22 protein-coding genes and 1 tRNA gene are annotated in these 24186 nt (G+C 68.2%); 11 read left to right on the forward strand and 12 right to left on the reverse strand.

All coding sequences use genetic code 11. The features are described from left to right. Window positions 1–38: 38 nt before the first annotated feature. Both modA and LZK98_RS15770 read right to left on the reverse strand, forming a co-directional pair. On the reverse strand, window positions 39–788 hold the full coding sequence (gene modA, locus LZK98_RS15765; protein WP_233783480.1) for a molybdate ABC transporter substrate-binding protein: 750 nt from the start codon (window positions 786–788) through the stop codon (window positions 39–41). 237 nt (window positions 789–1025) lie between these two features. After that, the gene (locus LZK98_RS15770; protein ID WP_233783481.1) at window positions 1026–1355 is read right to left on the reverse strand and encodes a phasin family protein; all 330 of its coding nucleotides are present in this window, start codon (window positions 1353–1355) and stop codon (window positions 1026–1028) included. A gap of 146 nt (window positions 1356–1501) precedes the next feature. On the opposite strand from LZK98_RS15770, the gene LZK98_RS15775 reads away from it, so the two are divergent. The 8 genes from LZK98_RS15775 to LZK98_RS15810 all read left to right on the forward strand — a co-directional run bounded on the left by LZK98_RS15775 (window position 1502) and on the right by LZK98_RS15810 (window position 8452). Beyond that, window positions 1502–1642, forward strand: coding sequence for a hypothetical protein (locus tag LZK98_RS15775; protein ID WP_233783482.1), 141 nt, complete (start codon window positions 1502–1504; stop codon window positions 1640–1642). 217 nt (window positions 1643–1859) lie between these two features. After that, entirely contained in the window at window positions 1860–2639 is a 780-nt protein-coding gene (locus tag LZK98_RS15780; protein WP_233783483.1) for a CDP-alcohol phosphatidyltransferase family protein, read from the forward strand. A gap of 7 nt (window positions 2640–2646) precedes the next feature. Further along, window positions 2647–3738, forward strand: a complete 1092-nt coding sequence (locus tag LZK98_RS15785; protein WP_233783484.1) for an inositol-3-phosphate synthase — start codon at window positions 2647–2649, stop codon at window positions 3736–3738. Between the two features lies 1 nt (window position 3739). Then, the gene (locus LZK98_RS15790; protein ID WP_233783485.1) at window positions 3740–4468 is read left to right on the forward strand and encodes a phosphocholine cytidylyltransferase family protein; all 729 of its coding nucleotides are present in this window, start codon (window positions 3740–3742) and stop codon (window positions 4466–4468) included. 72 nt (window positions 4469–4540) lie between these two features. Next, the gene (locus LZK98_RS15795; RefSeq protein WP_233783486.1) at window positions 4541–5026 is read left to right on the forward strand and encodes a hypothetical protein; all 486 of its coding nucleotides are present in this window, start codon (window positions 4541–4543) and stop codon (window positions 5024–5026) included. Between the two features lie 215 nt (window positions 5027–5241). Then, entirely contained in the window at window positions 5242–5661 is a 420-nt protein-coding gene (locus LZK98_RS15800) for a hypothetical protein (RefSeq protein WP_233783487.1), read from the forward strand. Between the two features lie 2 nt (window positions 5662–5663). After that, entirely contained in the window at window positions 5664–7004 is a 1341-nt protein-coding gene (locus tag LZK98_RS15805; RefSeq protein WP_233783488.1) for a ParA family protein, read from the forward strand. After that, the gene (locus tag LZK98_RS15810) at window positions 7001–8452 is read left to right on the forward strand and encodes a hypothetical protein (protein ID WP_233783489.1); all 1452 of its coding nucleotides are present in this window, start codon (window positions 7001–7003) and stop codon (window positions 8450–8452) included. The genes LZK98_RS15805 and LZK98_RS15810 overlap by 4 nt, the downstream gene beginning before the upstream one ends. A gap of 180 nt (window positions 8453–8632) precedes the next feature. Here LZK98_RS15810 and lepA read toward each other — a convergent pair whose 3' ends face one another. Then, window positions 8633–10438, reverse strand: a complete 1806-nt coding sequence (lepA, locus tag LZK98_RS15815; RefSeq protein ID WP_233783490.1) for a translation elongation factor 4 — start codon at window positions 10436–10438, stop codon at window positions 8633–8635. A gap of 163 nt (window positions 10439–10601) precedes the next feature. On the opposite strand from lepA, the gene LZK98_RS15820 reads away from it, so the two are divergent. Then, a complete protein-coding gene (locus tag LZK98_RS15820; RefSeq protein ID WP_233783491.1) occupies window positions 10602–11615 on the forward strand; it encodes a CsgG/HfaB family protein in 1014 nt (337 codons plus the stop codon). Window positions 11616–11669: 54 nt separating this feature from the next. Here the strand turns inward: LZK98_RS15820 and LZK98_RS15825 are convergent, their stop codons facing one another. Further along, entirely contained in the window at window positions 11670–12224 is a 555-nt protein-coding gene (locus LZK98_RS15825) for an AAA family ATPase (RefSeq protein WP_233783492.1), read from the reverse strand. After that, window positions 12185–12742 carry a nicotinamide riboside transporter PnuC gene (gene pnuC, locus LZK98_RS15830; protein WP_233783493.1) on the reverse strand — a complete coding sequence of 186 codons (558 nt, stop codon included), beginning with the start codon at window positions 12740–12742 and terminating at the stop codon, window positions 12185–12187. Before pnuC ends, LZK98_RS15825 begins: the two co-directional genes overlap by 40 nt. A gap of 280 nt (window positions 12743–13022) precedes the next feature. On the opposite strand from pnuC, the gene LZK98_RS15835 reads away from it, so the two are divergent. Together LZK98_RS15835 and LZK98_RS15840 are read left to right on the forward strand one after the other, a co-directional pair. Next, the gene (locus LZK98_RS15835; protein WP_233783494.1) at window positions 13023–14321 is read left to right on the forward strand and encodes an FAD-dependent oxidoreductase; all 1299 of its coding nucleotides are present in this window, start codon (window positions 13023–13025) and stop codon (window positions 14319–14321) included. Window positions 14322–14524: 203 nt separating this feature from the next. Beyond that, a tRNA-Pro gene (locus tag LZK98_RS15840) sits at window positions 14525–14601 on the forward strand. A gap of 141 nt (window positions 14602–14742) precedes the next feature. Here the strand turns inward: LZK98_RS15840 and LZK98_RS15845 are convergent. From LZK98_RS15845 to LZK98_RS15875, 7 genes are all read right to left on the reverse strand, one after another. After that, a complete protein-coding gene (locus tag LZK98_RS15845; protein WP_233783495.1) occupies window positions 14743–16614 on the reverse strand; it encodes an ABC-F family ATP-binding cassette domain-containing protein in 1872 nt (623 codons plus the stop codon). Between the two features lie 151 nt (window positions 16615–16765). Further along, complete coding sequence (locus LZK98_RS15850; protein WP_233783496.1) at window positions 16766–18154, reverse strand: efflux transporter outer membrane subunit; 1389 nt, start codon at window positions 18152–18154, stop codon at window positions 16766–16768. Between the two features lie 3 nt (window positions 18155–18157). Next, the gene (locus LZK98_RS15855; RefSeq protein WP_233783497.1) at window positions 18158–19255 is read right to left on the reverse strand and encodes an ABC transporter permease; all 1098 of its coding nucleotides are present in this window, start codon (window positions 19253–19255) and stop codon (window positions 18158–18160) included. A 136-nt stretch (window positions 19256–19391) separates the two neighbouring features. Beyond that, window positions 19392–20504, reverse strand: coding sequence for an ABC transporter permease (locus LZK98_RS15860; protein ID WP_233783498.1), 1113 nt, complete (start codon window positions 20502–20504; stop codon window positions 19392–19394). A 133-nt stretch (window positions 20505–20637) separates the two neighbouring features. Next, the gene (locus LZK98_RS15865) at window positions 20638–22362 is read right to left on the reverse strand and encodes an ATP-binding cassette domain-containing protein (RefSeq protein ID WP_233783499.1); all 1725 of its coding nucleotides are present in this window, start codon (window positions 22360–22362) and stop codon (window positions 20638–20640) included. A gap of 134 nt (window positions 22363–22496) precedes the next feature. Beyond that, complete coding sequence (gene hlyD, locus LZK98_RS15870) at window positions 22497–23504, reverse strand: secretion protein HlyD (protein WP_233783500.1); 1008 nt, start codon at window positions 23502–23504, stop codon at window positions 22497–22499. Next, window positions 23501–24121 (reverse strand): CerR family C-terminal domain-containing protein, encoded by a 621-nt coding sequence (locus tag LZK98_RS15875; RefSeq protein WP_233783501.1) that lies wholly within the window; start codon window positions 24119–24121, stop codon window positions 23501–23503. Before LZK98_RS15875 ends, hlyD begins: the two co-directional genes overlap by 4 nt. Window positions 24122–24186 lie beyond the last annotated feature (65 nt).

Genomic DNA, 24186 nt, shown 5'->3' on the forward strand with positions numbered 1-24186 from the left:
GTCCGGGGTGACGATCGCTTGTGGCGACGTACTAAGCCTCATCGCACCGAGAACCCGTAACGCGCGAAGATCGCCTTCCCCCGCGCCGACAGCAGGAACGCCCGGAACGCGCGCGCGTCCGGGCTCCGCGACGACTTGAGCAGCGCCAGCGGATAGCGGATCGGCGGATGGCTGCCGGCCGGGAACACCGCCACCACTCTCACCGCGCGTGAGGCGGCGGCATCGGTCGCATAGACCACCCCCATCGCCGCGGCACCGCGCTCGACCAGCGCCAGCGCGGCACGGACGTTCTCCGCGCGTACCACCCTGCCCTCGACCCCGCGCCAGGCGCCGAGCCGCGTCAACGCCGCCTTGCCGTACCGGCCCGCCGGCACGGCATCGGGATCGGCCATCGCCAGCCGCCCGCGCCTCAACGCTCCTGCGAGATCGGCGCCCGGCACCAGCCGTACCGCCGTCCGGCTCGATCGCGGCGCCACCAGCACCAGCCGATTGCCCAGGACATCCGCCCGGCTCCCCGGCACCAGCAGCCCGCGCTGCTGGAGCGCGTCCATCCATTCCTCGTCGGCGGAGACGAACAGGTCTGCCGGCGCCCCCGCGATCGCCTGCCGCGCCAGCGCCGAGGACGCCGCAAAGGAGATGGTCGGCCGCGCATGGCCCGATCGCGCCCAGGCATCGGCAGCCGCGCTCATCGATTCCTGCAGGCTCGCGGCGGCGAGCACGAGCGGCGCGCGCGGCGCCGGCGCGGCGCCGGCCAGCAGCAGCGACAGACATGCAAACACAAGACGCAAAGCGCAGGCTCCGGCGGTGACCGGACCTTCCTAACGCTTCCGCCGCCGAGCGCCAGCCGGCGCTGGGATCAATGGGAGGTGCGGACCCGTTTCAATCCTCCCCCGCCAGGGGGAGGTGTCAGCCGCCGGCTGACGGAGGGGGAGGACGGCGACTCACCATCGGCGTGCGTCCTCCCCCTCCGTCACGCTTCGCGTGCCACCTCCCCCTGGCGGGGGAGGATTGGGATACGGGCCATGCTATTCCTTGCCGGTGAGGCCCCCGATCGTGGCGCGGCCGAAGCTGGCGATCATCTCGCCGATCTCGCGCGCCTGGGTCACCGCGCGGCTGCCCTGGTCGCGCAGATAGTCGCTCTGGATGCGCATCACCTCGCCGATGTCCTTGGCGCCGGCGGCGGCGCGCATCGCGGCGAAGGCCTCGCGCGTGTTCGCCTCGGCCTGGTCGAGCATCTTGATGCCGAGCTGCTGGCCGTGGTCGGCCATGGCGCTGCCCGCCGCCTGGAAGCGCTCGGCCGCGTTCTGCGCCATATCGGCCGCGCTGCCGCCTGTCGTCTTCGTCTCGTTTGCCATGGAAGCTCCTGCGGTTGGCGCCGTCTTGGCCGCGGCGCTCGCAACGCGAGACGCTCGGAAGGCGTCCGGGTTCCCCCGCCCGGCGCGCTATTTACCGTCCGGTGATCATTTCGCGCGATTCTATCGAGTCGAGAGGGATCATGCCGATGAAGCTGCTGATCGTCATCGCCGCCGTCGTCTTCGCCACCGTGTACGACCTGCTGTTCGGCAACGGGCATCACGTCCATGCCGTGCTCGATTGGCTGCAGGCCATGGCCGGATCGCTGGGAAGCTGGCGGATCGACTGATTCCCGCGCGAACGCGCCGTCTCCAGCCCGACCTGACCGGGAATGCGACAAGCAGATGTCCCACGCATGACGGTTCCGTTGCAAATCGCTTGCTGAACAGGCACGCGGCGCGGTACGTGACACTCCGATGACAGCTCCTCCGCCGGATCGGTCGCGGGATCGCCGGATCGAGGATCCGACGAACCTCTGGATCATCCACCCCGCAGGCCGGTTCCTGTTGCCGTGGTTCATTGCGCGCGGGATCTCGGCCAATGCCGTGTCGCTGGGCGGATTGGCCCTCGGCACGCTGGCGGCGCTTGCCTATGCGCACTGGGACGTGCGGCCGTTCGCGTTCGCCGGGCTGCTCCTGTCGATCGGCTGGCTGATCGCCGACGGGCTGGACGGGATGATCGCCCGCGCGACGGGCACCGCCAGCCCGCTGGGGCGCACGCTCGACGGCCTGTGCGATCACGGCGTCTTCGTGCTGATCTATGTCGTTCTGGCGCTGTCGATCGGGACGGCGGAGGGCTGGGCGCTGGCATGTACCGCGGGGGCGGCCCATGCGCTGCAGTCCAATCTCTACGAAGGCGAGCGCGCACGGTTCCACCGCCGCTGCAAGGGCATCGCGGCCGTCGCGCCGATCCCAAGCGGCAATCCGGCCGCAAGGCTCTACGACCTGGTCGCGGGCACGCTGGACCGGTTCGCGGCGCCCTTCGACGACAGCCTGCGTCGCCAGAACGACCCGGCACGGCTTGCCGACGCATACGGCGCGCGGGCCGTCGGGCCGATGCGGCTGATGAGCCTGCTGTCGGCCAATGTGCGAGTCTGCACGATCTTCCTCGCCTGCCTGGCCGGCGATCCCCGGCTGTTCTGGTGGTTCGAGCTCGGCCCCCTCAGCGCGATCCTGATCGCCGGGCTGGTCTGGCACCGCGCCGTCGAGGCCCGCCTGATCCGAAGCGCGGGCACGGCGCGCGAGCATCATTCTTCACCTACTACCCTACCCACTCAAAGGACGTGACGAAGTCATGAAGACCATCAACATCGCCGTGGTCGGCGTCGGCAATTGCGCCAGCTCGCTTGTTCAGGGCCTCACCCATTACCGCGACGGCGCGAACGAGACGATCGGGCTGATGCACTGGGACCTCGGCGGCTATCAGCCGAGCGACATCCACGTCGTCGCCGCCTGGGACGTCGACCGGCGCAAGGTGGGCAAGGACGTCGCCGAGGCGATCTTCGCCAAGCCGAACTGCACCGCGATCTTCTGCGAATCGATCGAGCCCACCGGCGCCATCGTGCAGATGGGCCGCATCCTCGACGGCGTCGCCGACCACATGGCCGATTATGCCGACGACCGCACCTTCCTCGTCTCCGACGCCAGGGAGCCGACCAAGGACGAGGTCGTCGCGATGCTCCGGGCGACCAAGACCGACGTGCTGATGAACTATCTGCCGGTGGGATCGCAGGCGGCGAGCGAATTCTACGCCGAATGCGCGCTCGAGGCGGGCGTCGCCTTCGTCAACAACATCCCCGTGTTCATCGCCAGCAACCCCGAATGGGCCGAGCGCTTCACCCAGGCCGGCGTGCCGATCATCGGCGACGACATCAAGGCGCAGCTGGGCGCGACCATCGTCCACCGCGTGCTGACCGACCTGTTCGCCAAGCGCGGCGTCAAGCTGGAGCGGACCTACCAGCTCAATACCGGCGGCAACACCGACTTCCTCAACATGGCGAACCACCGCCGGCTCGCGTCGAAGAAGATCTCCAAGACCGAGGCGGTGCAGTCGGTCGCGGCCGAGCGGCTGGAGGACGAGAACGTCCATATCGGCCCGTCGGACTACGTCCCCTGGCAGAACGACAACAAGGTTTGCTTCCTGCGCATGGAGGGCGCGATGTTCGGCGGCGTGCCGATGAACCTCGAGCTGCGCCTGTCGGTGGAGGACAGCCCCAACTCGGCGGGCGTGGCGATCGACATGATCCGCTGTGCCAAGCTGGCGAAGGACCGCGGCCTCGCCGGCCCGATCGACGCCGCGTCGGCCTTCTTCTGCAAGCATCCGCGCACGCAGATGACCGACGACCTGGCCGCACGCGCGGTCGAAGACTTCATCACCGTCCAGTGAGATGATCGAGACCGCGATCCTGCTCGCGGCGGGCGAAGGCAGCCGTCTCCGCGCCGCGGCGCCGCTGAAGCCGCTGTGCATGGTGGGCGGCCGTTCGCTGCTCGGCCATGCGCTCTGCGGCCTCGCCGAAGCGGGGCTCGCGCGGGCGGTGATCGTGCTCGGCTACGGCGCCGAACGGATCGAGGCGCACATCGCGGCGCATCCATGGTCGCTCGCGGTCGAGACCGTCAGGACCGACGACCACCGCAAGCCCAACGGCGTGTCGGTCCTGGCCGCCGAGCCGCTCGTCGGCGGCGAGGACGCCTTGCTCGCGATGTGCGATCATCTCGTGGAGCCCGAGCTTTATCGCCGGACCGCCCGGGCCGGGGCGTCGGCCGGCGCCCGGCTGGCGATCGATCGGCGGATCGGGAGCGACTGGGTCGACCTCGACGACGTCACCCGCGTGCAGACCGACGGCGAGCGGATCGTCGCCATCGGCAAGGGGCTGGAGCCCTATGACTGTTTCGACACTGGCGTGTTCGCGATCGGGCCGGCCCTGTTCGCGGCGCTTCGCGGGCTCGAAGCGCCGTCGCTGACCGAGGGGATGCGCGTCCTCGCGGACCAGGGGACGGCGCTGACGCTCGACTGCGGCGACCTGAACTGGATCGACGTCGACGACCAATGGGCGCTCGACAAGGCCAGGCTCTGGCACGGAACGCCGGCGCGGCGAGTAGGCATCCAGGCCGCCTGAGCCCTGGAACCAACAACTTCCGGCGATCCGAGACACTTTCCCCTCCTTCTCAGTCGTCGTTCAACCCGATGAATGTCGATCCGTCCTGGAACGATCGCCGGGGGCCTCCCCCATTCTGGAGCGCTACGGCGCAAGGTCTGGTCCGAGCGCCGGCACCGTCCGGCCGGCGAGGTCGTCGCCGCCGACTTCACGCTGCGCCAGCTCACCCATATCGAGCTGATCCTCGACTGCAGCGGCCGCGGCCTGGCGCTGATCGACGCGTGGACGCGCCGGCCGGGCCTTTACGGCGATACCGAGGCGCTCTTCGCCAGCCCGATCAGCAGCCACCTGGAGGAGATCCGCCGCGCCGTCTGGGAAGAGCTGGGCGATCCCCCGCGCCCGCCCCTCCCGCTCGACGCGAAGCTCCCGCACGCCGCTCTCTCGGGCGGACCGACCAACGTCGAACGGCGCAAGGCCCGCCGCGACGCGGAACGCCGGATCGCCGAGGCCCAGCGCGAATGGGAGGCGGCGGCGCGGGAGGATAGTTGGGAGGCGTGGAAGATGGGGCGGGGCGGGTGAGGTTTGGGTCGGAAGCGGACTGGCAGCTTTCGGATCGCTTGCACGCTAAACGGACGATTGTTCAGAAAGCCTGTAGAGTTGCCGAGGCCCAATTGTGGACTTCGGTGCAGTGCTTTTAGGCATAATAGTCGTACGACTCGGGCCGTCCGAGATTTCGGACAGGGCAATTGACGGGCGACGGTCGCGACTGTCACATGGGTCTTGGGGGTGATTAGATGGCGTACGGGCAGGATCTGCAGGGCTCGGCGCGGCGCCATTTGAGAGCAGCGACAGAATTGCATCAGCTCGCTTCTGCCGGGGCACAGCCGGGATGCAGAGCGGTCGCTGGCTATCTTTATGGCTTGGCAGGCGAGCTGGCCATCAAGGCCCTGATGCGGACCAGCGGCATGGCGCCGCTGCCGCCAAAAGAGCGACGCGACGATCCCTATTATGCCCATTTTCCCGAGCTGAAGACGCAGTTGCGCAACACGGCTCAGGGACGGCGGTCAGGCGAACTGCTCGCGATTGCCAACTCCAATCATTTTCAAAACTGGAGCACGGATATGCGCTATGCTCCGGCGGCGGAGGTGCAGCCCGGGTGGATCGAAGCCTGGAAAGCAAGCGCGCATAGTCTCGTCGAAACAATGGACGCGTAGTGATGGCCGGACCCCTTTTCGACGATTCCCTCGCTGTCCTTGTCGCCACGCTCGCCGACCTCGTCGATGGCGAGTTTGTCGAAGCGGGAACTGCGCTTCGCGATGCCTCCGGGCAGCTGACGTTCATCGCGGGGCGCGAAGCCGCGGACGATGCGGAACGCGACAAACTCGGGGCCGCGCTGATCGAGGCGCTGGGAAGCTATGCTCGAACGGATCGGCCGATCAGCTTTCGCGGCGACAGCGGAAGCGAGCGGTTGCTGTCCGCGCCCGAGCGGCTTCCGGTCAAGGTCGGGGACCGATTTTGCCAAGTCATCGATCGGCGCATCGTGGGCGCAGGCTGGCTGGACGAGCCGACTTCGGTGGCAACAGATCCGCCCCGCGTCGTGTTCGCTACCCTAAAGGGAGGGGTGGGTCGGTCGACGGCGCTTGCGATTGCCGCCGCCGACCTGGCCCGCCGCAACCGGAACGTGCTTGTGGTCGATCTCGACCTCGAAGCGCCGGGTCTCGGCGATCTCCTGCTTGCGTCAGACCGTACGCCGGAGTTTGGTGCCATCGACTACCTTGTCGAGGACGGCCTCGGCGGCATCGCGGACAGCGACTTGTATCGGTTCATCGGCTCAAGCGGGCTGACCCAGGGCGGCGGCGGACGCGTCGATGTTCTTCCCGCGCTGGGCAGGCGATCCAACAATCAGCCCGAAAATATCCTGCCGAAGCTTTCTCGGGCGATGATCGAAGATGTCGTGGGGGGCAATTCGATCCCGGTCGCAGCGCAGATCTCGAAAATGATCGCCCGCATCACAGCGCGCGAGCAGTACGACGTGGTCTTTATCGACAGTCGCGCGGGCCTGTCCGAGCTGGCGGCGCCCGCAGTGTTGGGTTTGGGTGCAACGGTTCTCCTGTTCGGAACGGCTCAGAAGCAGACGATCGAAGGGTATCGCGCGTTGTTCGCGGCGCTCCAGTTGCTTGCACAGCGCGATACCGCAGCCGGCCGCGACGCGGATTGGCGCATGATGCTAAAGCCGGTCTACGCCAAGGCGAGCCTTGACGCGAGTGTGTCGGAACGCTTTGTCGATGAAATGTACGAACTTTATTCAGCTCATCTCTACGATGCTGAAACCGACGGCGCGGAAGCGATTGATCTGCTTCGCTTCGCGCGCTCGGACGAGTCCGCTCCGCACTGGCCGCTCATCGTGCCCTTCAGTCAAAGCTTCGTCGATTTCGATCCCGGCCGTAATGCCGATCAGCTCACCCAAAATTTCTACGAGCAGACCTATCGTGAATTCCTGTCCGGTCTCGACGCTGCGATAAACGCTTCCACGTTTGCCAGCGAGCCGAACGCGTGAACGCTATCCAGCCAGATTTCGCAGTCCTCCGTGACGCGATCGCCGCATTCGACCCGTCACCGCGGGTCGAACCCAATGCAACGATCTCGGTCGAGGAGGCTTTCCTGCCCGCAGGCCATCGCGGGGTTCTCGATCTTCGCCGCCAGTTGGTCGTCGGCAATCGGGGTATGGGCAAAAGCTTCTGGACCCATGCTCTGCTCAGCGGGGATCTGCGTAGCCGCCTTGCTGAAGTCTACAAGCATCCGCAGCTCGCGAACGCCGATGTGGTCATCGGCTTCAACGGTTCGAGCAAGGAAAGCCCGACCGCACCGACGGTCGACGAGATTACGTCGCTCTACGCTGGCGGCTGCGACCCCGACCTGATCTGGCGGGCGGTCATGATCCGGATCGCGTCGAGAGCTCTTCCGGGTAAGCACAGCGGATCGTTGGACGGCATCATCGCTTCCCTGGGCACTGATCCCAATCTCTATTCGAGGATACTGTCGCAGGCCGATGACGAGTCGGCGCGCACCGGCAAGACACTTCTGGTGGTGTTCGATGCGCTCGATCGTCTTGGGCGGGATTGGGAAAGTATCCGGCAGTTGACCCGCGCGCTTCTGGCGCTGGCTGTCGGGCTGCAATCTTTCCGGGCGATCCGCGCGAAGATTTTCATGCGGGTCGACCAGTTTGCCGATCAGGAGCTGTTCCGTTTCCCGGACAGTTCCAAGATTAAGAACGATCATGTCGACCTGTTCTGGCGGCCAGCTGAGCTGTACGGCCTGCTGTTGTTCGAGCTTCTCCGCGATCCACAGGCCAGCGGTCCGCTCAAGGAGCTTGCGGAGCGGGAGGACGCGATTGCGGCGCTCCCGAATACGGGCGCCCAGATTTGGTCGTCTGAGGAGACACAAGCCCGAATCATTAACGGGCTCGCAGGGGAGTTCATGGGGAGCAACAAGAAGCGCGGTCGCGTCTATTCCTGGCTACCACTTCACCTAAGTGATGCGGCCCAGACCTGTTCTCCACGCATCTTCCTGACCGCCTGGAAAAAGGCGGCTGAACATTATCCCGCTCCAGCAGGGCGCGCGGTCGATCATCTCGGTCTTCAAGAGGGCGTCCGTCAGGCATCGAGCAGTCGGCTCGAAGAGCTCTACGAAGACTATCCGTGGATTCAGCCTGCGCTCGAAGCGCTTCGCCGTCAGTTCGTTCCGATGGAGCGCGAGCAGTTATTCGAATTGTGGGCGTCTGAGCGTGTCGTCGATAGAATACGGGAAAAGGCGGCATCGGATGAGTCCCGTACGCCGGTGAAGTTTCTCGCAGGAGACGAGCCTTCCGCGTTGCTCTCGTCGATGCGCGACGTCGCGGTCATGGAAGAGCGGGCCAACGGCAAGATCAACGTCCCTGACATCTACCGCGTCGAGGCAGCGATTCTCCGCAAGGGCGGCGTGGCAGTGCCAAAACGCCGGGGCTAAGGCAGACGACCGACCGGGCGCGCGGGTGTCGTCCGCTGCTAATTGACAACCACGGCCGTGCGCCGAATCCTGGCTGCCGACGCTGCCGCGCTGAGTTCGCCGCTCAAAAGTACGTCCGCTTATGAGTCGTCGACGACGTACGTTGAGCGACTGAGTTGAGGGCGCAAAGCCACTCCGCCCCTACTCCTCCCCCATCCTCAACGCCGCGATGAACGCCTCCTGCGGGATCTGCACGGACCCATACTCCCGCATCCGCTTCTTGCCTTCCTTCTGCTTCTCCAGCAGCTTGCGCTTGCGCGTGATGTCGCCGCCGTAGCATTTCGCGGTCACGTCCTTGCGCAGCGCCGCGATCGTCTCGCGGGCGATCACCTTGCCGCCGATCGCCGCCTGGATCGGGATCTTGAACAGGTGGCGCGGGATCAGGTCCTTCAGGCGCTCGCACATGCCGCGGCCGCGGGCCTCGGCGCTGGCGCGGTGGACGATCATGCTGAGCGCGTCGACCGGCTCGTTGTTGACCAGGATGCTCATCTTGACGAGGTCGCCGGGGCGGTGGCCGATCTGCTCATAGTCGAAGCTCGCATAGCCCCGGCTGATGCTCTTCAGGCGGTCGTAGAAGTCGAACACCACCTCGTTCAGCGGCAGCTCGTAGGTGAGCTGCGCGCGCCCGCCGACATAGGTCAGGTCCTTCTGGATGCCGCGGCGGTCCTGGCAGAGCTTGAGGATCGAGCCGAGATACTCGTCGGGGACGTAGATCACCGCCTTGATCCACGGTTCCTCGATCTCCTCGATGCGGTTGGGATCGGGCATGTCGGCGGGGTTGTGGAGCTCGATCGCGCGCGCCTCGGCCTCGCCCGCGGCCTTGGTCAGCTGCAGCTTGTAGACCACCGACGGCGCGGTGGTGATGAGGTCGAGGTCGTACTCGCGGGTCAGCCGCTCCTGGATGATCTCGAGGTGGAGCAGGCCGAGGAAGCCGCAGCGGAAGCCGAAGCCGAGCGCGGCCGAGGTCTCCATCTCGAAGCTGAACGAGGCGTCGTTGAGGCGGAGCTTCGAGATCGATTCCCTGAGCTTCTCGAAGTCGGCGGCGTCGACCGGGAACAGGCCGCAGAACACGACCGGCTGGACTTCCTTGAACCCCGGCAGCGCCTCGCTCGCGGGCCGCTTGGCGTCGGTCAGCGTGTCGCCGACGCGCGCCTGGGCGACTTCCTTGATCTGCGCGGTGATGAAGCCGATCTCGCCCGGGCCGAGCTCGGGCAGGTTCTCGATCTTGGGCCGGAAGCAGCCGACGCGGTCGACGAGGTGGGTCGTGCCGGCGGCCATGAACTTGACCTGCTGGCCCTTGCGGATCGTGCCGTCCATCACGCGGACGAGGATGACGACGCCGAGGTAGGGGTCGTACCAGCTGTCGACCAGCATCGCCCGAAGCGGGGCGGCCGGGTCGCCCTTGGGCGCCGGGATGCGCTCGACGATCGCGTCGAGCACCTCGTCGATGCCGATGCCGGACTTGGCGCTGGCGAGGACGGCGTTGCTGGCGTCGAGGCCGATGATCTCCTCGATCTCCGCCTTCACCTTCTCGGGCTCGGCGCTGGGGAGATCGATCTTGTTGATGACGGGGATGATCTCGTGGTCGTGCTCGATCGACTGGTAGACGTTGGCGAGCGTCTGCGCCTCGACCCCCTGCGCGGCGTCGACGACCAGGAGGGCGCCTTCGCATGCGGCGAGGCTGCGCGACACCTCATAGGCGAAGTCGACGTGGCCGGGCGTGTCCATGAGGTTGAGGACATGGCCCTTCCATTCGAGGCGCACGGTCTGCGCCTTGATGGTGATGCCGCGCTCCTTCTCGATGTCCATATTGTCGAGCACCTGCGCCGACATCTCGCGCTCGGACAGGCCGCCGGTGCGCTGGATCAACCGGTCGGCCAGCGTCGACTTGCCGTGGTCGATATGCGCGATGATGCTGAAATTACGGATCTTTTCGAGTTCTGTCACGAAGCGTCATCTTTTCAGGGAAGAGGATTTGCGCCGCCGATAGCACCGCCGCCGCCCGATCCCAAGCATGGGCGCTTCGTCGCGCGCATTAACCCACTCGACCTATTCCCACGCCGCGCGCGGTCGGGTATCGCGACTCGGCATCCATAAGGGGGAAGCATCGATGTTGAAGTATCCGGCGGTGGCCCTCACCGCGCTTGCGCTGTGCCTGACGAGCGGGGCCGAGGCACAGCGACTCGCGAAGCAGAGCAGCGGCCAGAAGCTGCAGGAACAGACGATGAGCGACGTGCCGCGCTGCGCGCGCAAGCTCGGCACCGTCTCGGTCGTCGACGGCGACGATCCCGTCGGCTGGACGCAATATTCGCTGGCGCCGCCGCAGAAGTTGCTCAAGGTGCTGATCCAGCGTTCGGGCTGCTTCAATCTGGTCGACCGCGGCAGCGGCCTGCAGGCGGCGGAGCGCGAGCGGCAGATCGGCGGCCACCTCGGCCTCCAGCGCGGGTCGAACGTCGGCCAGAACCAGATCAAGGCGGCGGACTATGTGCTGGTCGCGGAGATCCAGGGCGCCAACAGCAACGTCAGCGGCAGCGGCGCCGGCGGCCTGATCGGCGGCCTGGTCGGCGGCCGGCTCGGCGCGCTCGCCGGCGGCTTCCGCACGAAGAAGATGGAGGCGAACACCGTCCTCTCGCTCACCAACGTCCGCACCACCGAGACGATCGCGACGCAGGAAGGCTATGCCGCCAAGAACAGCACGGTCTTCGGTGCCGGCGGCGGGGCGGGCTTCCTCGGCGGCGCGGCCGGCGCGGTCGGCGGCGGCTATGACAACACCGACATTGGTCGGATCGTCACGCTCTCGTTCATCCAGGCCTATACCAAGATGGTGACCGACCTCGGGCTGGTGCAGCCGGGCGATGCCGGCACCGCGCAGGCCTCCCCGGTCAAGGGCTACACCGCACAGCGCCCGGTGGCGATGCGCGCCTCGTCGATCGGCTCGTCCAAGCTGATCCGCACGCTGCCGGCGGGCGCGACGGTCTATCCCACCGGCAACAAGAACGGCCTGTGGTGGGAAGTGGCCGACGAGAACGACAATGTCGGCTGGGTGCTCAACACCGGCCTCGCGCCGACCGAGCACGCGCCGCAGGACGAGCATGGTCCGACGGTGGTGATCAAGAACAGGTAAGGTCCGGCCCTACGCGAGAGGCCCGTTCCGCTACGCGCGGAGCGGGCCTTTTTGCTATCCGAGCCCGGCGCCGCGGATCGCCGCCATCGCGCTCTCGAAGCGCGCCTCACCCTCGCCCCGCACCCAGGCCCAGCGGAGGCCGCGCCGCTCCAGTTCCTCGCGCGAGACGTCGAGGAAGCGCTGGCGGAGCTCGGCCGTGCCGAACAGGCGGGTGCCGTCGTCGATCCACGGCAGGTCGATGTCGAGCAGCAGATAGAGATCGGCGGTGCCGCTCCAGCGGTCGAACCAGGGATCGCGGCGCCCGAACAGCATCACCGCCCAGGCCGCGGTCATCAGCGGGTCGGTGTCGAGGATCACCGGATCGACGCCGCGCGCGACCGCTTCCTGCGTCAGCCGGTCGTGCGTCTCGGCGATCTCGACCAGGTCGGCCATGGTGAAGTCGGTCCCGCGCTCCTCGGCGAAGGTGCGGCCATATTCGGCGACCACCTCGCCGCCGAGCGCCGCCGCCAGCCGCGGGGCGAGCGTCGACTTGCCGGTGCTTTCCGGCCCGTGGAGGCAGATCAGGCGGCTCACGCCCGCATCGCCCGCCGCCAGCCGATCAGGCCCCATACCGACATCGCCAGGAAGACCGCATAGAGCGCGGAGGTCGCCCACAGGTCGCGCACCGCGTAGAGCGGGATCGCGAGCAGATCGACGGCGATCCACAGCACCCAATTCTCCCAATAGCGGCGCGACAGCAGGATCTGGCCCGCGACGCTCAGCATCGCGATGCCGGCGTCCCACCAGGGATAGGCGGCGTCGGTATGGCGGTGCATCAGCCAGCCCCAGCCCGCCGTCGCCGCCGCCACGGCAGCGATCCAGGCCAGCCGTGCGGCGCCGGACAATCGCTCGACCCGCACCTCGCCCTGCTCGGCGCGGCTGCGCGACCAGTTCCACCAGCCGTAGAGGTTGACCGCGAAGAAGAAGAGCTGGAGCAGCGCGTCGGAGTAGAGCTTCGCCTCGAAGAAGACGACGCCGTAGAGCGACACCATCGCCAGCGCGAACGGGTAGTTCCACACGCTGCGGCGGACGACGAGGACGATGTTGGCGAGGCCGAGCGCGGCGGCGGTCAGCTCGATGGGGCTCACGCGGGCGTCTTCGTCGTCATCGTGAGCGGCGCCTAGACGAGGCTTTCGAGCGCGGTCAATCGTCGCCCTCGTCAATCCTCCCCCGCCAGGGGGAGGTGGCACGCAGAGCGTGACGGAGGGGGCGGAAGCACGTCGATAGCGAGTCGCCGTCCTCCCCCTCCGTCAGCCTGCGGCTGACACCTCCCCCTGGCGGGAGAGGATTGAAGAGGGCGAACGGAAATTCTGGATCGACCCGGGCCAAAATTTCTCTAGCATCGCACCCACAGACGCGGGAGGATGCATGCGGCATATCGCGGTGATCGGCTCCGGGCCGGCGGGCTATTATACCGCCGAGGCGGCGCAGAAGGCCTTCGGCGACCAGGTTCGCGTCGACATCATCGATAAGTTGCCGGTGCCGTTCGGCCTGATCCGCACGGGGGTCGCACCCGATCACCAGTCGATCAAAGCGGTGTCACGCCGCTACGAGGCGACCGCGCTGACCGAGAACGTCCGCTTCGTCGGCAATGTCGCGGTCGGCCGCGACGTCTCGATTCACGAGCTCATCGACCTCTACGACGCGGTGGTGCTGGCGACCGGCGCGCCGGCGGACCGGCCGCTCGGTATCCCCGGAGACGACCTGCCCGGCGTGATCGGATCGGCGGCGTTCGTCGGCTGGTACAACGGCCATCCCGACCATGCCGGGCTCGCGCCCGCGCTCGACGGCGGCGGCGCGGTGGTGGTCGGCAACGGCAACGTCGCGCTCGACGTCGCGCGCATCCTCGCCAAGGCCGAGGCGGAGTTCGCCGGCTCCGACATCGTCGGCCACGCGCTCGACCGGCTGAAGGCGGGTCATGCCGGCGACATCACCATCCTCGGCCGCCGCGGGCCGCACCAGATCGCGATGACCCCCAAGGAGCTCGGCGAGCTCGGCGAGCTCCAGCGCGCCGCGCCGGTGGTCGATCCCGCCGACCTGCCGCCCGTCGAGGCCGATGCCGCACTCGAGCCGGGCGTGCGCAAGTCGGTGACGCACCTGCGCGACTTCGCCGGCCGGCCGGCTTCGGACAAGCCGATCCGCATCGTGTTCGATTTCTTCGCCCGGCCGGTCCGGATCGAAGGCGACGGCAGGGTTGAGCGCGTGATCGTCGAGCGCACCGAGCTCGACGCCGCCGGCAACGCCCGCGGCACCGGCGAGACCTATGCGGTCCCGGCGCATCTGGTGGTGAGCTGCATCGGCTATCGCACCCCGCCGATCGAGGGCGTGCCCTATGACGAGAAGCTCGGCCGCTTCGCCAACGAGGACGGGCGGATCGTGCCCGGCCTCTATGCGGTGGGCTGGGCGCGGCGCGGACCGACGGGGACGATCGGCACCAACCGGCCGGACGGCTTCGCGATCGTCGACAAGATCGCCGAGGACACGCACGGCGACAGCGGCAAGCCCGGCCGTGCCGGACTCGATGCGCTGCTGGCGGAACGCGGGGCCGAGGTCGTCACCTTCCGCGACTGGCAGCGGATCGATGCGGCCGAAGTGGCGCGTGCCAGGATCGGTTCCCCGCGCGAGAAGTTCGTCGCGGTCGAGGACATGCTGGGGGCGCGGGGCTGAAAAGCTCCTCCCCGGGACGGGGAGGGGGACCAGCGAAGCTGGTGGAGGGGGCTTGCCTCCTCGGACTCGCTCGCGGTGGGCCCCCTCCACCGCGCAAGCGCGGTCCCCCTCCCCGTCCCGGGGAGGATTATGGAGCTTGAAACCCTCAGCCGTGGTGGTATAGGCCGCCCCTCGCTGACGGGGCTCACCCCGGAAGCGCCGGTCGGGGAATAGCTCAGCCTGGTAGAGCACTGTGTTCGGGACGCAGGGGCCGGAGGTTCGAATCCTCTTTCCCCGACCAATTTCTTCCCGGTTCTTTGTCGCCATCCTAAAAGTCGTCATTCCCGCGAAGGCGGGAATCCATTCTGGCTGGCCCTGGTGGGTCTCACGACATTCAGCGACAATGGATTCCCGCCTTCGCGGGAATGACGGTGGTTGGATTTCAAGCTGCCGCCAATAGCTCCAGCGCCTCGCTGGCGTCCATCCACGCCGCTTCAGCCGCCTCGATTCGCGACTCCAGCTCGGCACGGCGCTTCATCAGCTCCGTCATCGTCAGCTTCGCCAGCGCCGCATCGGCCGAGGCTGGATCGAACATCGCCCGATCGATCGCGCTGCGCTGCTCGGTGAGCTTCCCCAGCTCGCGCTCCGCCTCCTGCGCGCGCTTACGCAGCGCGGTGCCCTTCTCGCGCGCCTCGGCGGCCTGGCGTCGCGCCTCCTTGCGGTCGACCTTCGGGGCGCCGGCGGCATCCTTCGCGTCCTTGGTCAGCACGAACGCGATATAGTCGTCTAGCGAGCCGTCGAACGGCCGCGCGGTGCCGCCGTCGACCAGCACCAGCCGGTCCGCGGTCATCTCCAGCATGTGGCGGTCGTGGCTGACGATCACCACCGCGCCGGTATAGGCGTTGAGCGCCTGCACCAGCGCCTCGCGCGCGTCGACATCGAGGTGGTTGGTCGGCTCGTCGAGGATCAGCATGTGCGGCGCGTCGCGGGTGATCAGCGCCAGCGCCAGCCGCGCGCGCTCGCCGCCCGAGAGCCTGCCGACCTTGGTGGTCGCCTTGTCGCCCGAGAAGCCGAACCGCCCGAGCTGCGCGCGCACCGCCGACGGGGTCGCGCCCTTCATCAGCCGCGCCATATGTTCGAGCGGGGTATCGTCGCGGTCGAGCTCCTCGACCTGATACTGGGTGAAATAGCCGACGCGCATCTTGCCCGAGGCGGTCATGCCGCCGTCCATCGGCTTGAGCTGCGCGCACAGCAGCCGGGCGAGCGTGGTCTTGCCGTTGCCGTTGCGGCCGAGCAGCGCGACGCGGTCGTCGGGATCGAGCCGGAGGTTCAGCCGCTGGAGGATCGGCGTATCGCCATAGCCGACGCTCGCCATGTCGAGCGTGATCAGCGGCGGACGGAGCTCGTCGGGATTGGGGAAGTCGAACGACAGGCTGGGGTCGTCGAGCACCGCCGCGATCGGCTGCATCTTCGCCAGCGCCTTGGCGCGCGACTGCGCCTGCTTGGCAGTGGAGGCGCGGGCGGAATTGCGGGCGATATAGTCCTGGAGCTTGGCGCGCTCGGCGAGCTGGCGCTCGCGCGCCGCCGCCTGCTGGGCCTGCCGCTCGGCGCGCTGGCGCTCGAACGCGTCATAGCCGCCCGGGTAGAGCGTCAGCTTGCCGCGATCGAGGTGGAGGATGTGGTCGACGACGTTGTTGAGGAAATCGCGCTCGTGGCTGACGATCAGGATCGTCGCCGGATAGGCGCGCAGGAAATCCTCCAGCCACAGCACCGCCTCGAGGTCGAGGTGGTTCGACGGCTCGTCGAGCAGCAGCACGTCGGGCTGCGAGAACAAGAGCGACGCCAGCGCCACGCGCATCCGCCAGCCGCCCGAGAAGCTGTCGAGCGGGCGGTGCTGCGCCGCCTCGTCGAAGCCGAGGCCGACGAGGATGCGGGCGGCACGGGCGGGCGCGGCATGGGCATCGATCGCGTTCAGCCGCTCGTGGATCTCGCCCAGCCGGTCGGGATCGTGGCTGGTCTCGCTCTCGGCCATCAGCGCGGCGCGTTCGGTATCGGCCGCCAGCACCGTCTCGAACGGGGTCGCGGCGCCGGCGGGCGCTTCCTGCGCGATATAGCCGAGCCTGGTGCCGCGCGGCATCTCCGCCGAACCGCCGTCGGGCTCCAGCTGCCCCGCGATCACGCGCACCAGCGTCGACTTGCCGGCGCCGTTGCGACCGATCAGCCCGACCCGGCTGCGCGGCGGCAGCGCGGCGCTGGCGCCGTCGAGGATCGTGCGTCCGCCGAGGCGGACGGTGACGTCGGTGATCGTGAGCATCGGGCGGCCTTAGAGGAAGTTCGAGGCGATCGGTATCCCCTCGATCCGTTCGCCCTGAGCTTGTCGAAGGGCCGTACTTCTTCTTCGAGCGGTGGAGAAAGAAAGGACGGCCCTTCGACAAGCTCAGGGCGAACGGGTTTGGGGGAAGCGCTCAGCTCCAGCCGCCGCCCAGCGACTTGAACAGCGCGATCGCGGCCTGGCCCTTCGCGGCGGCAGCGGAGTCGCGGCGGCGTTCGGCGGCAGTGAGCGATGATTGGGCACGCATCAGGGCGAGGCGGTCGTCCTCGCCTCGGGTGGTGCGCTGTTCGGCCAATGCGAAGGCGGTGCGCTCGCGGGCGAGCGATGCCTCCGCCTCGGCCAGCGCGGCGCGGGCGTTGAGGAAACGGTTGATCGCGCCTTCGCTGTCCGAGAGCGCGCCGACCACCGCCTTTTCATAGCGGGCGGCTGCGCCCTGAGCCCGCGCATCCGCGGCGCGGATCTGCGCGCGGATCGTGCCGCCCGAGAAGATCGGCCAGGAGAAGCTCGGCCCGACCTGGAGCCGCGTGCTGTCGCCCGAGAAGAGATCGCCGACGCTGCGCGCCTGCTGGCCGACGCTTCCCATCAGGCTGAAGCGCGGGAACAGGTCGGCGGTGGCGACGCCGATGTCGGCGGTGGCGGCGGCCAGCTCGCGCTCGGCGCTGCGCACGTCGGGGCGGCGCTCGAGCAGCTCGGAGCGGACGCCGACCAGGATCTCGTCGGGCGCGACCGGCAGCGGCGCGGCGGCCTTGAGCTCCGGCGCCACCTCCTCCGGCGGCACGCCGACGAGGGTGGCGATGCGGTAGGTGGCCGCCGCGGCGCTGGCGCGGGCCTGGGTCACCGCGCCAGCGCTGACGCGCGCCTGCGCCTCGGCGCGGTCGGCGTCGATCTTCGAGCTTTCCCCGGCGCGGTAGCGCAGCGCGGTCAGCCGCGCGGTCTCGGCATCGGCAGAAGCGGCGGCTTCGCCGGTGGCGATGTCGGCCTGGGCGGAGCGCAGATCGTAATAGGCGCGCGCCACTTCCGCGATCAGCGTCAGCATCACGTCCTGCCGGCTCGCCTCGGCCGCCTGCATCCGCGCGGTGGCCGCCTCGACCTGCCGGGTGCGGCGGCCCCAGAAGTCGAGCTCCCAGCTCGCGTCGAAACCGAGGTCGAACAGCGGGAAATCGCGCGTGAAGACGGGAATCTGGCCGATCGGGATCTGGCCGTTCTCGCTCAGCACATTCTCGGTGGCGGAGCCGGTCGCCTGTACCGTCGGCAAGCGGCCGCCGGCGGTGGCGTCGCGGTTGGCGCGCGCCTCGGCGAGCCGGGCGGAGGCTTCGGCGAGGTCCGGGCTCGACTTCAGCGCGCGCTCGACCAGCGCCGTCAGCTCGGCGTCGTTGAAGCGCCGCCACCAGGTGAGGTCGACCGCGCCGGGCGTGCCGGGCTCGACCCATTGGGATGCGGCCTTGGTCTCAGGGCGGTGATAGTCGGGGCCGACGGTGCAGCCGGCGAGGAGGCCCAGGGCAAGGAAGGACAGGCGGCGCATCGGTCACTCCATTCGCGCGCGGAACAGCCAGGCCGCGGCGGTGAGCGTCACGCAGGCGATGATCGCCAGCGGCCAGAGCTGGTGGAACACGGCCTCCGCCGGCATCGCCTTGAGGAACAGCCCCTGGACGATGACGAGGAAGTAGCGCGCCGGATCGGCGTAGGTGATGACCTGCAGCCAGTCCGGCATGTTGTCGATCGGGCTGGCATAGCCCGACAGCAGGATCAGCGGCGTGATCGCCAGGAACACGCCGAGGAACGCCTGCTGTTGCGTCGCCGAGGCGGCCGAGACCAGCATCCCCACGCCGATCAGCGCGAGCAGATAGACCGACAGCGACAGGAAGAAGAGGGTCAGCGAACCGAGGAACGGCACCCCGAACACCAAAGGCGCGATGATCAGGTAGATCGAGCCGTTGAACATGCCGAGCAGGAACGGCGGCACCATCTTGCCGATCAGGATCTCGTGGACGCGAAGAGGCGAGACCATCAGCTGATCGAAGGTGCCGAGCTCGCGCTCGCGCGCCACCGATTGCGAGGTGACGGCGAGGCCCGACACCGACACGATAATCGCAACCAGCGAGGGCAGCGTGAACCAGATATAGTCGAGCGAGGGGTTGTACCAGTTGGTGACGACGCTGCCCGGGCTGGCCGAGGCGCGGGGCATCAGGTCGGCGCCGATACCGCCGGCTATCTGACTCAAATAGCCGGAGACGATCTGCGCGGCGTTGGAGCGCCGCCCGTCGAGCACCACGCCGATCGTCGCGGGACGGCCGGCGTCGACCGCACGGTCGAAGTCCTCGTCGATCACCACCGCCGCGATCACCTCCTGCCGGTCGATCGCGTCGGCGAGTTCGTCGGGCGAGCGCAGCGGGAGTACCTTGCGGAAATTGGGGCTGCCGGCGACGCGCGAGACGAACTCGCTCGAATGCACGCCGGTCGCGCGGTTGAGCACGCCGATGTCGACGTTCTTGACGTCGAGCGTGGTAGCGAAGGTGAAGATGAACAGCTGGATGAGCGGCGGCACCACCAGCACGATCCGCGAGCGCGGATCGCGCAGCACCGCCCACATCTCCTTGACGATCATCGCGCGCAGCCGCCTCATGCCGAACGCTCTCGGTCGTCATTCCCGCGAAGGCGGGAATCCATTGGCACTGCGCTCAGGATTAGACACGCGAAGGCAGCCTGAATGGATTCCCGCCTTCGCGGGAATGACGGTGGATAAGAAGCATGCGCGGCCATCAGTCGAGACTCCGTCGCGTGACGCGGAAGGCCAGCAGGAAGAAGCCCATGCCGAACAGCAGCATGATGCCGATGTTGGGCAGGATCAGCCCCCAGAGGTCGCCCGCCAGGAACACCGTCTGCAGCGACGGGATCAGGTAGCGCGCCGGCACCGCATAGGTGATCGCCTGGATCGGCCACGGCATCGACCCGATCTCGAAGATGAAGCCCGAGAGCAGGAAGGTCGGCAGGAAGGCGGAGAGCAGCGCCACCTGGCTCGCGACGAACTGGTTCTTGGTCGCCGCCGAGATGAACAGGCCGAGCCCCAGCGCCGGCATCAGGAAGGCGCTGGCGATCGCGAACAGCGCGAACACGCTGCCGCGGAACGGCACGCCGAACGCGAACACCGCGATCAGCGTGCACAGGGTCATCGATCCCAGTGCGAGCAGGTAATAGGGCAGCACCTTGCTGGCGATGAACTCGGCCATGCTGATGGGGGTCGCCATCATCGCCTCCATCGTCCCGCGCTCCCATTCGCGGGCGACAACGAGCGCGGTGAGCAGGGTGCCGATCATCGTCATCACGATCGCGATCGATCCGGGGACGAGGAAATAGCGGCTCTTGAGCTCGGGATTGTACCAGAAGCGGGTCGACAGCCCGACCGGCGGCTGGCGGTTGTCGTCGCCCGCCGCCCAGGCGGCGCGCACGCCCTCCCCATAGGCGGCGGCGAAGTTGGCGGTGTTGGGCTGGGAGCCGTCGGTGACGATCTGGATCGGCGGCGGATTGCCCTGCTTCACGCCCTCGCCGAAATCGGGCGGGATGACGATGATCGCGCGGACGCGGCCGTCGACCATCCACTGCTTCACCGGCTGGACCGCGCGGGCGAAGGTCACGTCAAAATAGGGCGAGTGCGCATAGCTCTGGGCGAGGCTGAGCGCCGGCGCGCTCGAATCCTGCACCACCAGCGCGACGCGGGTGCGCGTGCTGTCGAGCGACACCGCATAGCCGAACAGGAACAGCAGGATCAGCGGCAGCACGAAGGCGATCAGGAAGGTCGAGGGATCGCGCACGATCTGCGATCCTTCCTTCGCGACCAACGCGGCGAGGCGACGGGGGGAGAAGCGGAGGTTCATAGCCCCTCCCCCTGCCACCTGTACATCGTCACCCCGGCCTCGTGCCGGGGTCCACCGTGCCGCGTACCCCACACCGGCGGAGGTGCGGCCCGGTGGATGCCGGAACAAGTCCGGCATGACGGGGTGGAAAGGGTCACGCCGCCGCCCTCCCCTCGGCTTCGCGCTTGCGGTCGAATTCCTCGATCAGCGCGATGAAGGCGTCCTCCATCGTCGGGTCGTCGAGGTCCGCCAGCCGCGCGGCCTCGGCCTTGAGCTCGTCGGGGGTGCCGGTCGCGATCTGCTCGGCGCGGTAGATCAGCGTCGCGCGGTCGCAATATTCGGCCTCGTCCATGAAGTGCGTCGTGACCAGCACGGTCACGCCCTTCTCGACCAGGCCGTTGATGATCATCCAGAACTCGCGCCGCGACACCGGGTCGACGCCCGAAGTCGGCTCGTCGAGGAACAGCACCGGCGGCTCGTGCATCACCGCGCAGGCGAGCGCGAGCCGCTGCTTGAAGCCGAGCGGCAGGGTGCCGGCGTTGACGTTCACGTGCGGGCCGAGCTCGAAGATGTCGATCATCGCCTCGATCGCCCGCGCCGCAGTGCCGCGGTCGAGGCCATAGGCGCCGGCGAAGAAATCGAGGTTCTGCCGTACCGACAGATCGCCGTAGAGCGAGAATTTCTGCGCCATATAGCCGAGCGAATTGCGCGCGTCGGCGGCGGCGTGGCGGAGGTCATGCCCCGCCACCGCGCCGGTGCCGGCGGTGGGCGTCAGCAGCCCGCACAGCATCTTGAAGGTGGTCGACTTGCCCGCCCCGTTCGGGCCCAGCAGGCCGAAGATCTGCCCGCGCGGGATCGAGAACTCCATGTCCTTCGCAGCGGTGAAGTCGCCGAAACGCTTGGTCAGCCCCTTGGCCTCGATCGCAGGCGCGTCGTTCTCGGGGATGGTGCGATAGCGTTCGGCGAGCGGGCTGGTGCCCTTGGGGCCGCCGCCGAGGATCTCGATGAAGCCGTCCTCGAAGCGCGGCGCGGCCTGTTCGATCGTCGCGCCCTCGAACTTGGGCTGCGCGGTCCCTTCCTTCAGCAGCAAACGCACCGCGCGGCCCTGGATGGTGCCGTCGATCACGTCGTCGCGGTCGAGCGCCCTGGTCAGGAACTGGCGGCGGCGCTCCTTGAAGCCGGCGACGCGGATCACGCGGTCCTTCACCCTGCCGGTGAGCTCGGCAGGCGGGCCGTCGAACAGCAGCTTGCCCTCGTTGAGGAGATAGACGCTGTCGCACTTCTCCGCTTCGTCGAGATAGGCGGTCGACCACAGCACGCCGATCCCCTCGCCGGTCAGCTCGCCGACCATCGCCCACAATTCGCGCCGCGAGATCGGGTCGACGCCGACGCCCGGCTCGTCGAGCAGCAGCAGCCGCGGCGTCTTCACCAGCGCACAGGCGAGGCCGAGCTTCTGCTTCATGCCGCCCGAGAGCTTGCCGGCAAGACGGCTCTGGAAGCGCTTGAGGTCCGTGAAATCGAGCAGCCTGTCGAACGCCGCCTCGCGCTCCGACCGGTCGAGCCCGCGCACCTCGGAATAGAGCACGAGGTTCTCGCGTACGCTCAGATCCTCATAGAGGCCGAAGCGCTGCGGCATGTAGCCGAGATCGTCGAGCGCCTCGCCAGGCGGTTTGCCGAGCACCTCGACGGTGCCGCCGGTCGGCGCCATCAGGCCGGCGAGGATGCGGATCAGCGTGGTCTTGCCGGCACCGTCGGGGCCGACGAGGCCGGTCACCTGCCCCGGCGGGATTGCGATACGCACGCCGTCGAGCGCGGTCAGCTCGCCGAAGCGCTTGACCAGCCCCTCGGCACGGGCGGCGGGATGCGATTCACTCGCCACGCCACGCCCTTCTCGTCACCCCGGCCTTGTGCCGGGGTCCACGGTGCCGCGAGCCAATCAGCCGAAGTGAACGCTGCACGGTGGATGCCGGAACAAGTCCGGCATGACGGATGGGATGCGGGGACATGGAGCCCTCAATCCCGATGCGCCGGCCGCGCGCCGGGCACGCGCACCGTCACCGGCTGTCCCTGGCGGAGCGCATCGTCTGGATCGTTGACGATGATCCGCAGCCGATAGACGAGGTCCGTCCGCAGCGCCTCGGTCTCGACCGACTTGGGCGTGAACTCGCTGCGCGGCGAGATGTAGCCGATCGTGCCGTGATAAACCTTCGGATTGCCGTCGGTGCGTACCTCGACCGCCATGCCCGGGCTGATACGGCTCAAGTCCGGCTCGGCGATATAGGCGCGCACCCGCATCGGGCGATCGATCGAGAGGGTGAGCAGGGTCTGCCCCGGCTGGACGATCGCTCCCGGCTCCTGCGCACGGGTCACGACCGTGGCGGCAGTCTCCGCGATCAGGCGCGTGTCGCCGAGGTCGGTCGCGGCGCTGCGCCGGGTCGCCTCGGCGGCGCGGAGCTGCGCCTCGCCGGCGGCGATGTCCTCGCGCCGGCTGCCCGCCTCCAGCAGCGACAACGCCTGCCGTGCCTCGGCGAGCTGGGCATTGGCATTGTCGCGCGCCGCCACGGTCTGGTCCCACACCGCGCGGCTGATCGCGCCCGGCGCCACCAGCGGCTGGCGGCGGGCATAATCGCGCTGGGCATTGGCCGCCGAAGCCTGCGCCGCGACGACTCGCGCGCGCGCCTGGGCGATGTCCTGCGCGCGGTTGCCGTTGCGCAGCTTGTCGAGCTGCGCGCGCGCCTGCTGCACCTGCGCGTCCGCCTCGCCGATGCGCGCGTCGAGCGTCGCGGTGTCGAGCGTCGCCAGCAGCTGCCCCGGCTGGACCTTGGCGCCTTCCTCGACCGCGATCGTCTTGATGCGCCCGCCGACGCGGAAGCCCATGTCGACCTCGCGGATGTCGACGTTGCCGTAGAGCTGGAGCGGTTTGTCGCGCTCTCCGCCGAACAGGCCGAACCCCTTGGTCGCGACCGCGGCGATCGCGAGCGCGGCGAGCACGACGACGGCAATGATCAGGCGGCGGTTCATTCCGGTTTCTCCGAAAGGATGCAGCGGGCATTGGCGCGCAGGCGCCGGATCAAGAGGTCGGCAAGGTCACGGTCGATCTCGAGCACCTCGAATACGCGGCATACCGCCGCGTGGCCGGCGCGCAGCATCAGCACCTGGCCGACCATCAGCACCGCGGTCGCCCGCAGCTCGCGCGGGTCGAGATCGGTGCGGACCTGCCCTACCAGGCCGATCAGCGTCTCGGCGATCGGCTGCATCGCGCCGCCGAAGATGCGGTGGAACGCCTCGGTCGGAAATTGCTGCTCGCGAATGATGAACCGGGCCCAATGCTCGGTATCCTTGGCCAGCATCATGCGAGCGAGGCTTTCGAGCAGCATCAGCACCTCCTCGATCGCCTGTTCGCGGGTCGCGGCACCGGCTTCGCGCACCCTCTGCAACACTTCCGCCTGCCGCTCGGCGATGCCCGCGGCAATGTGATCGGCAGCGGCGAGATAGAGTCCTTTCTTGCCGCCGAAATGATAGGTGATCGAGGACATGGCGGTGCGCGAGGCGTTGGCGATCGCGCGCGTGCTCGCCCCCTCGTAACCGTTGCGCCCGAAATGCTCGATCGCGGTGTCGAGAAGAACGGAGGAAAGCATTGCCTCTTTTGTTCGATCGAACGAACAGAGTCAAGGTCGGCAATCGCCGATGCCGTATCGACCTC

The organism is Sphingomonas cannabina (genome assembly GCF_021391395.1).
Classification (GTDB): domain Bacteria; phylum Pseudomonadota; class Alphaproteobacteria; order Sphingomonadales; family Sphingomonadaceae; genus Sphingomonas; species Sphingomonas cannabina.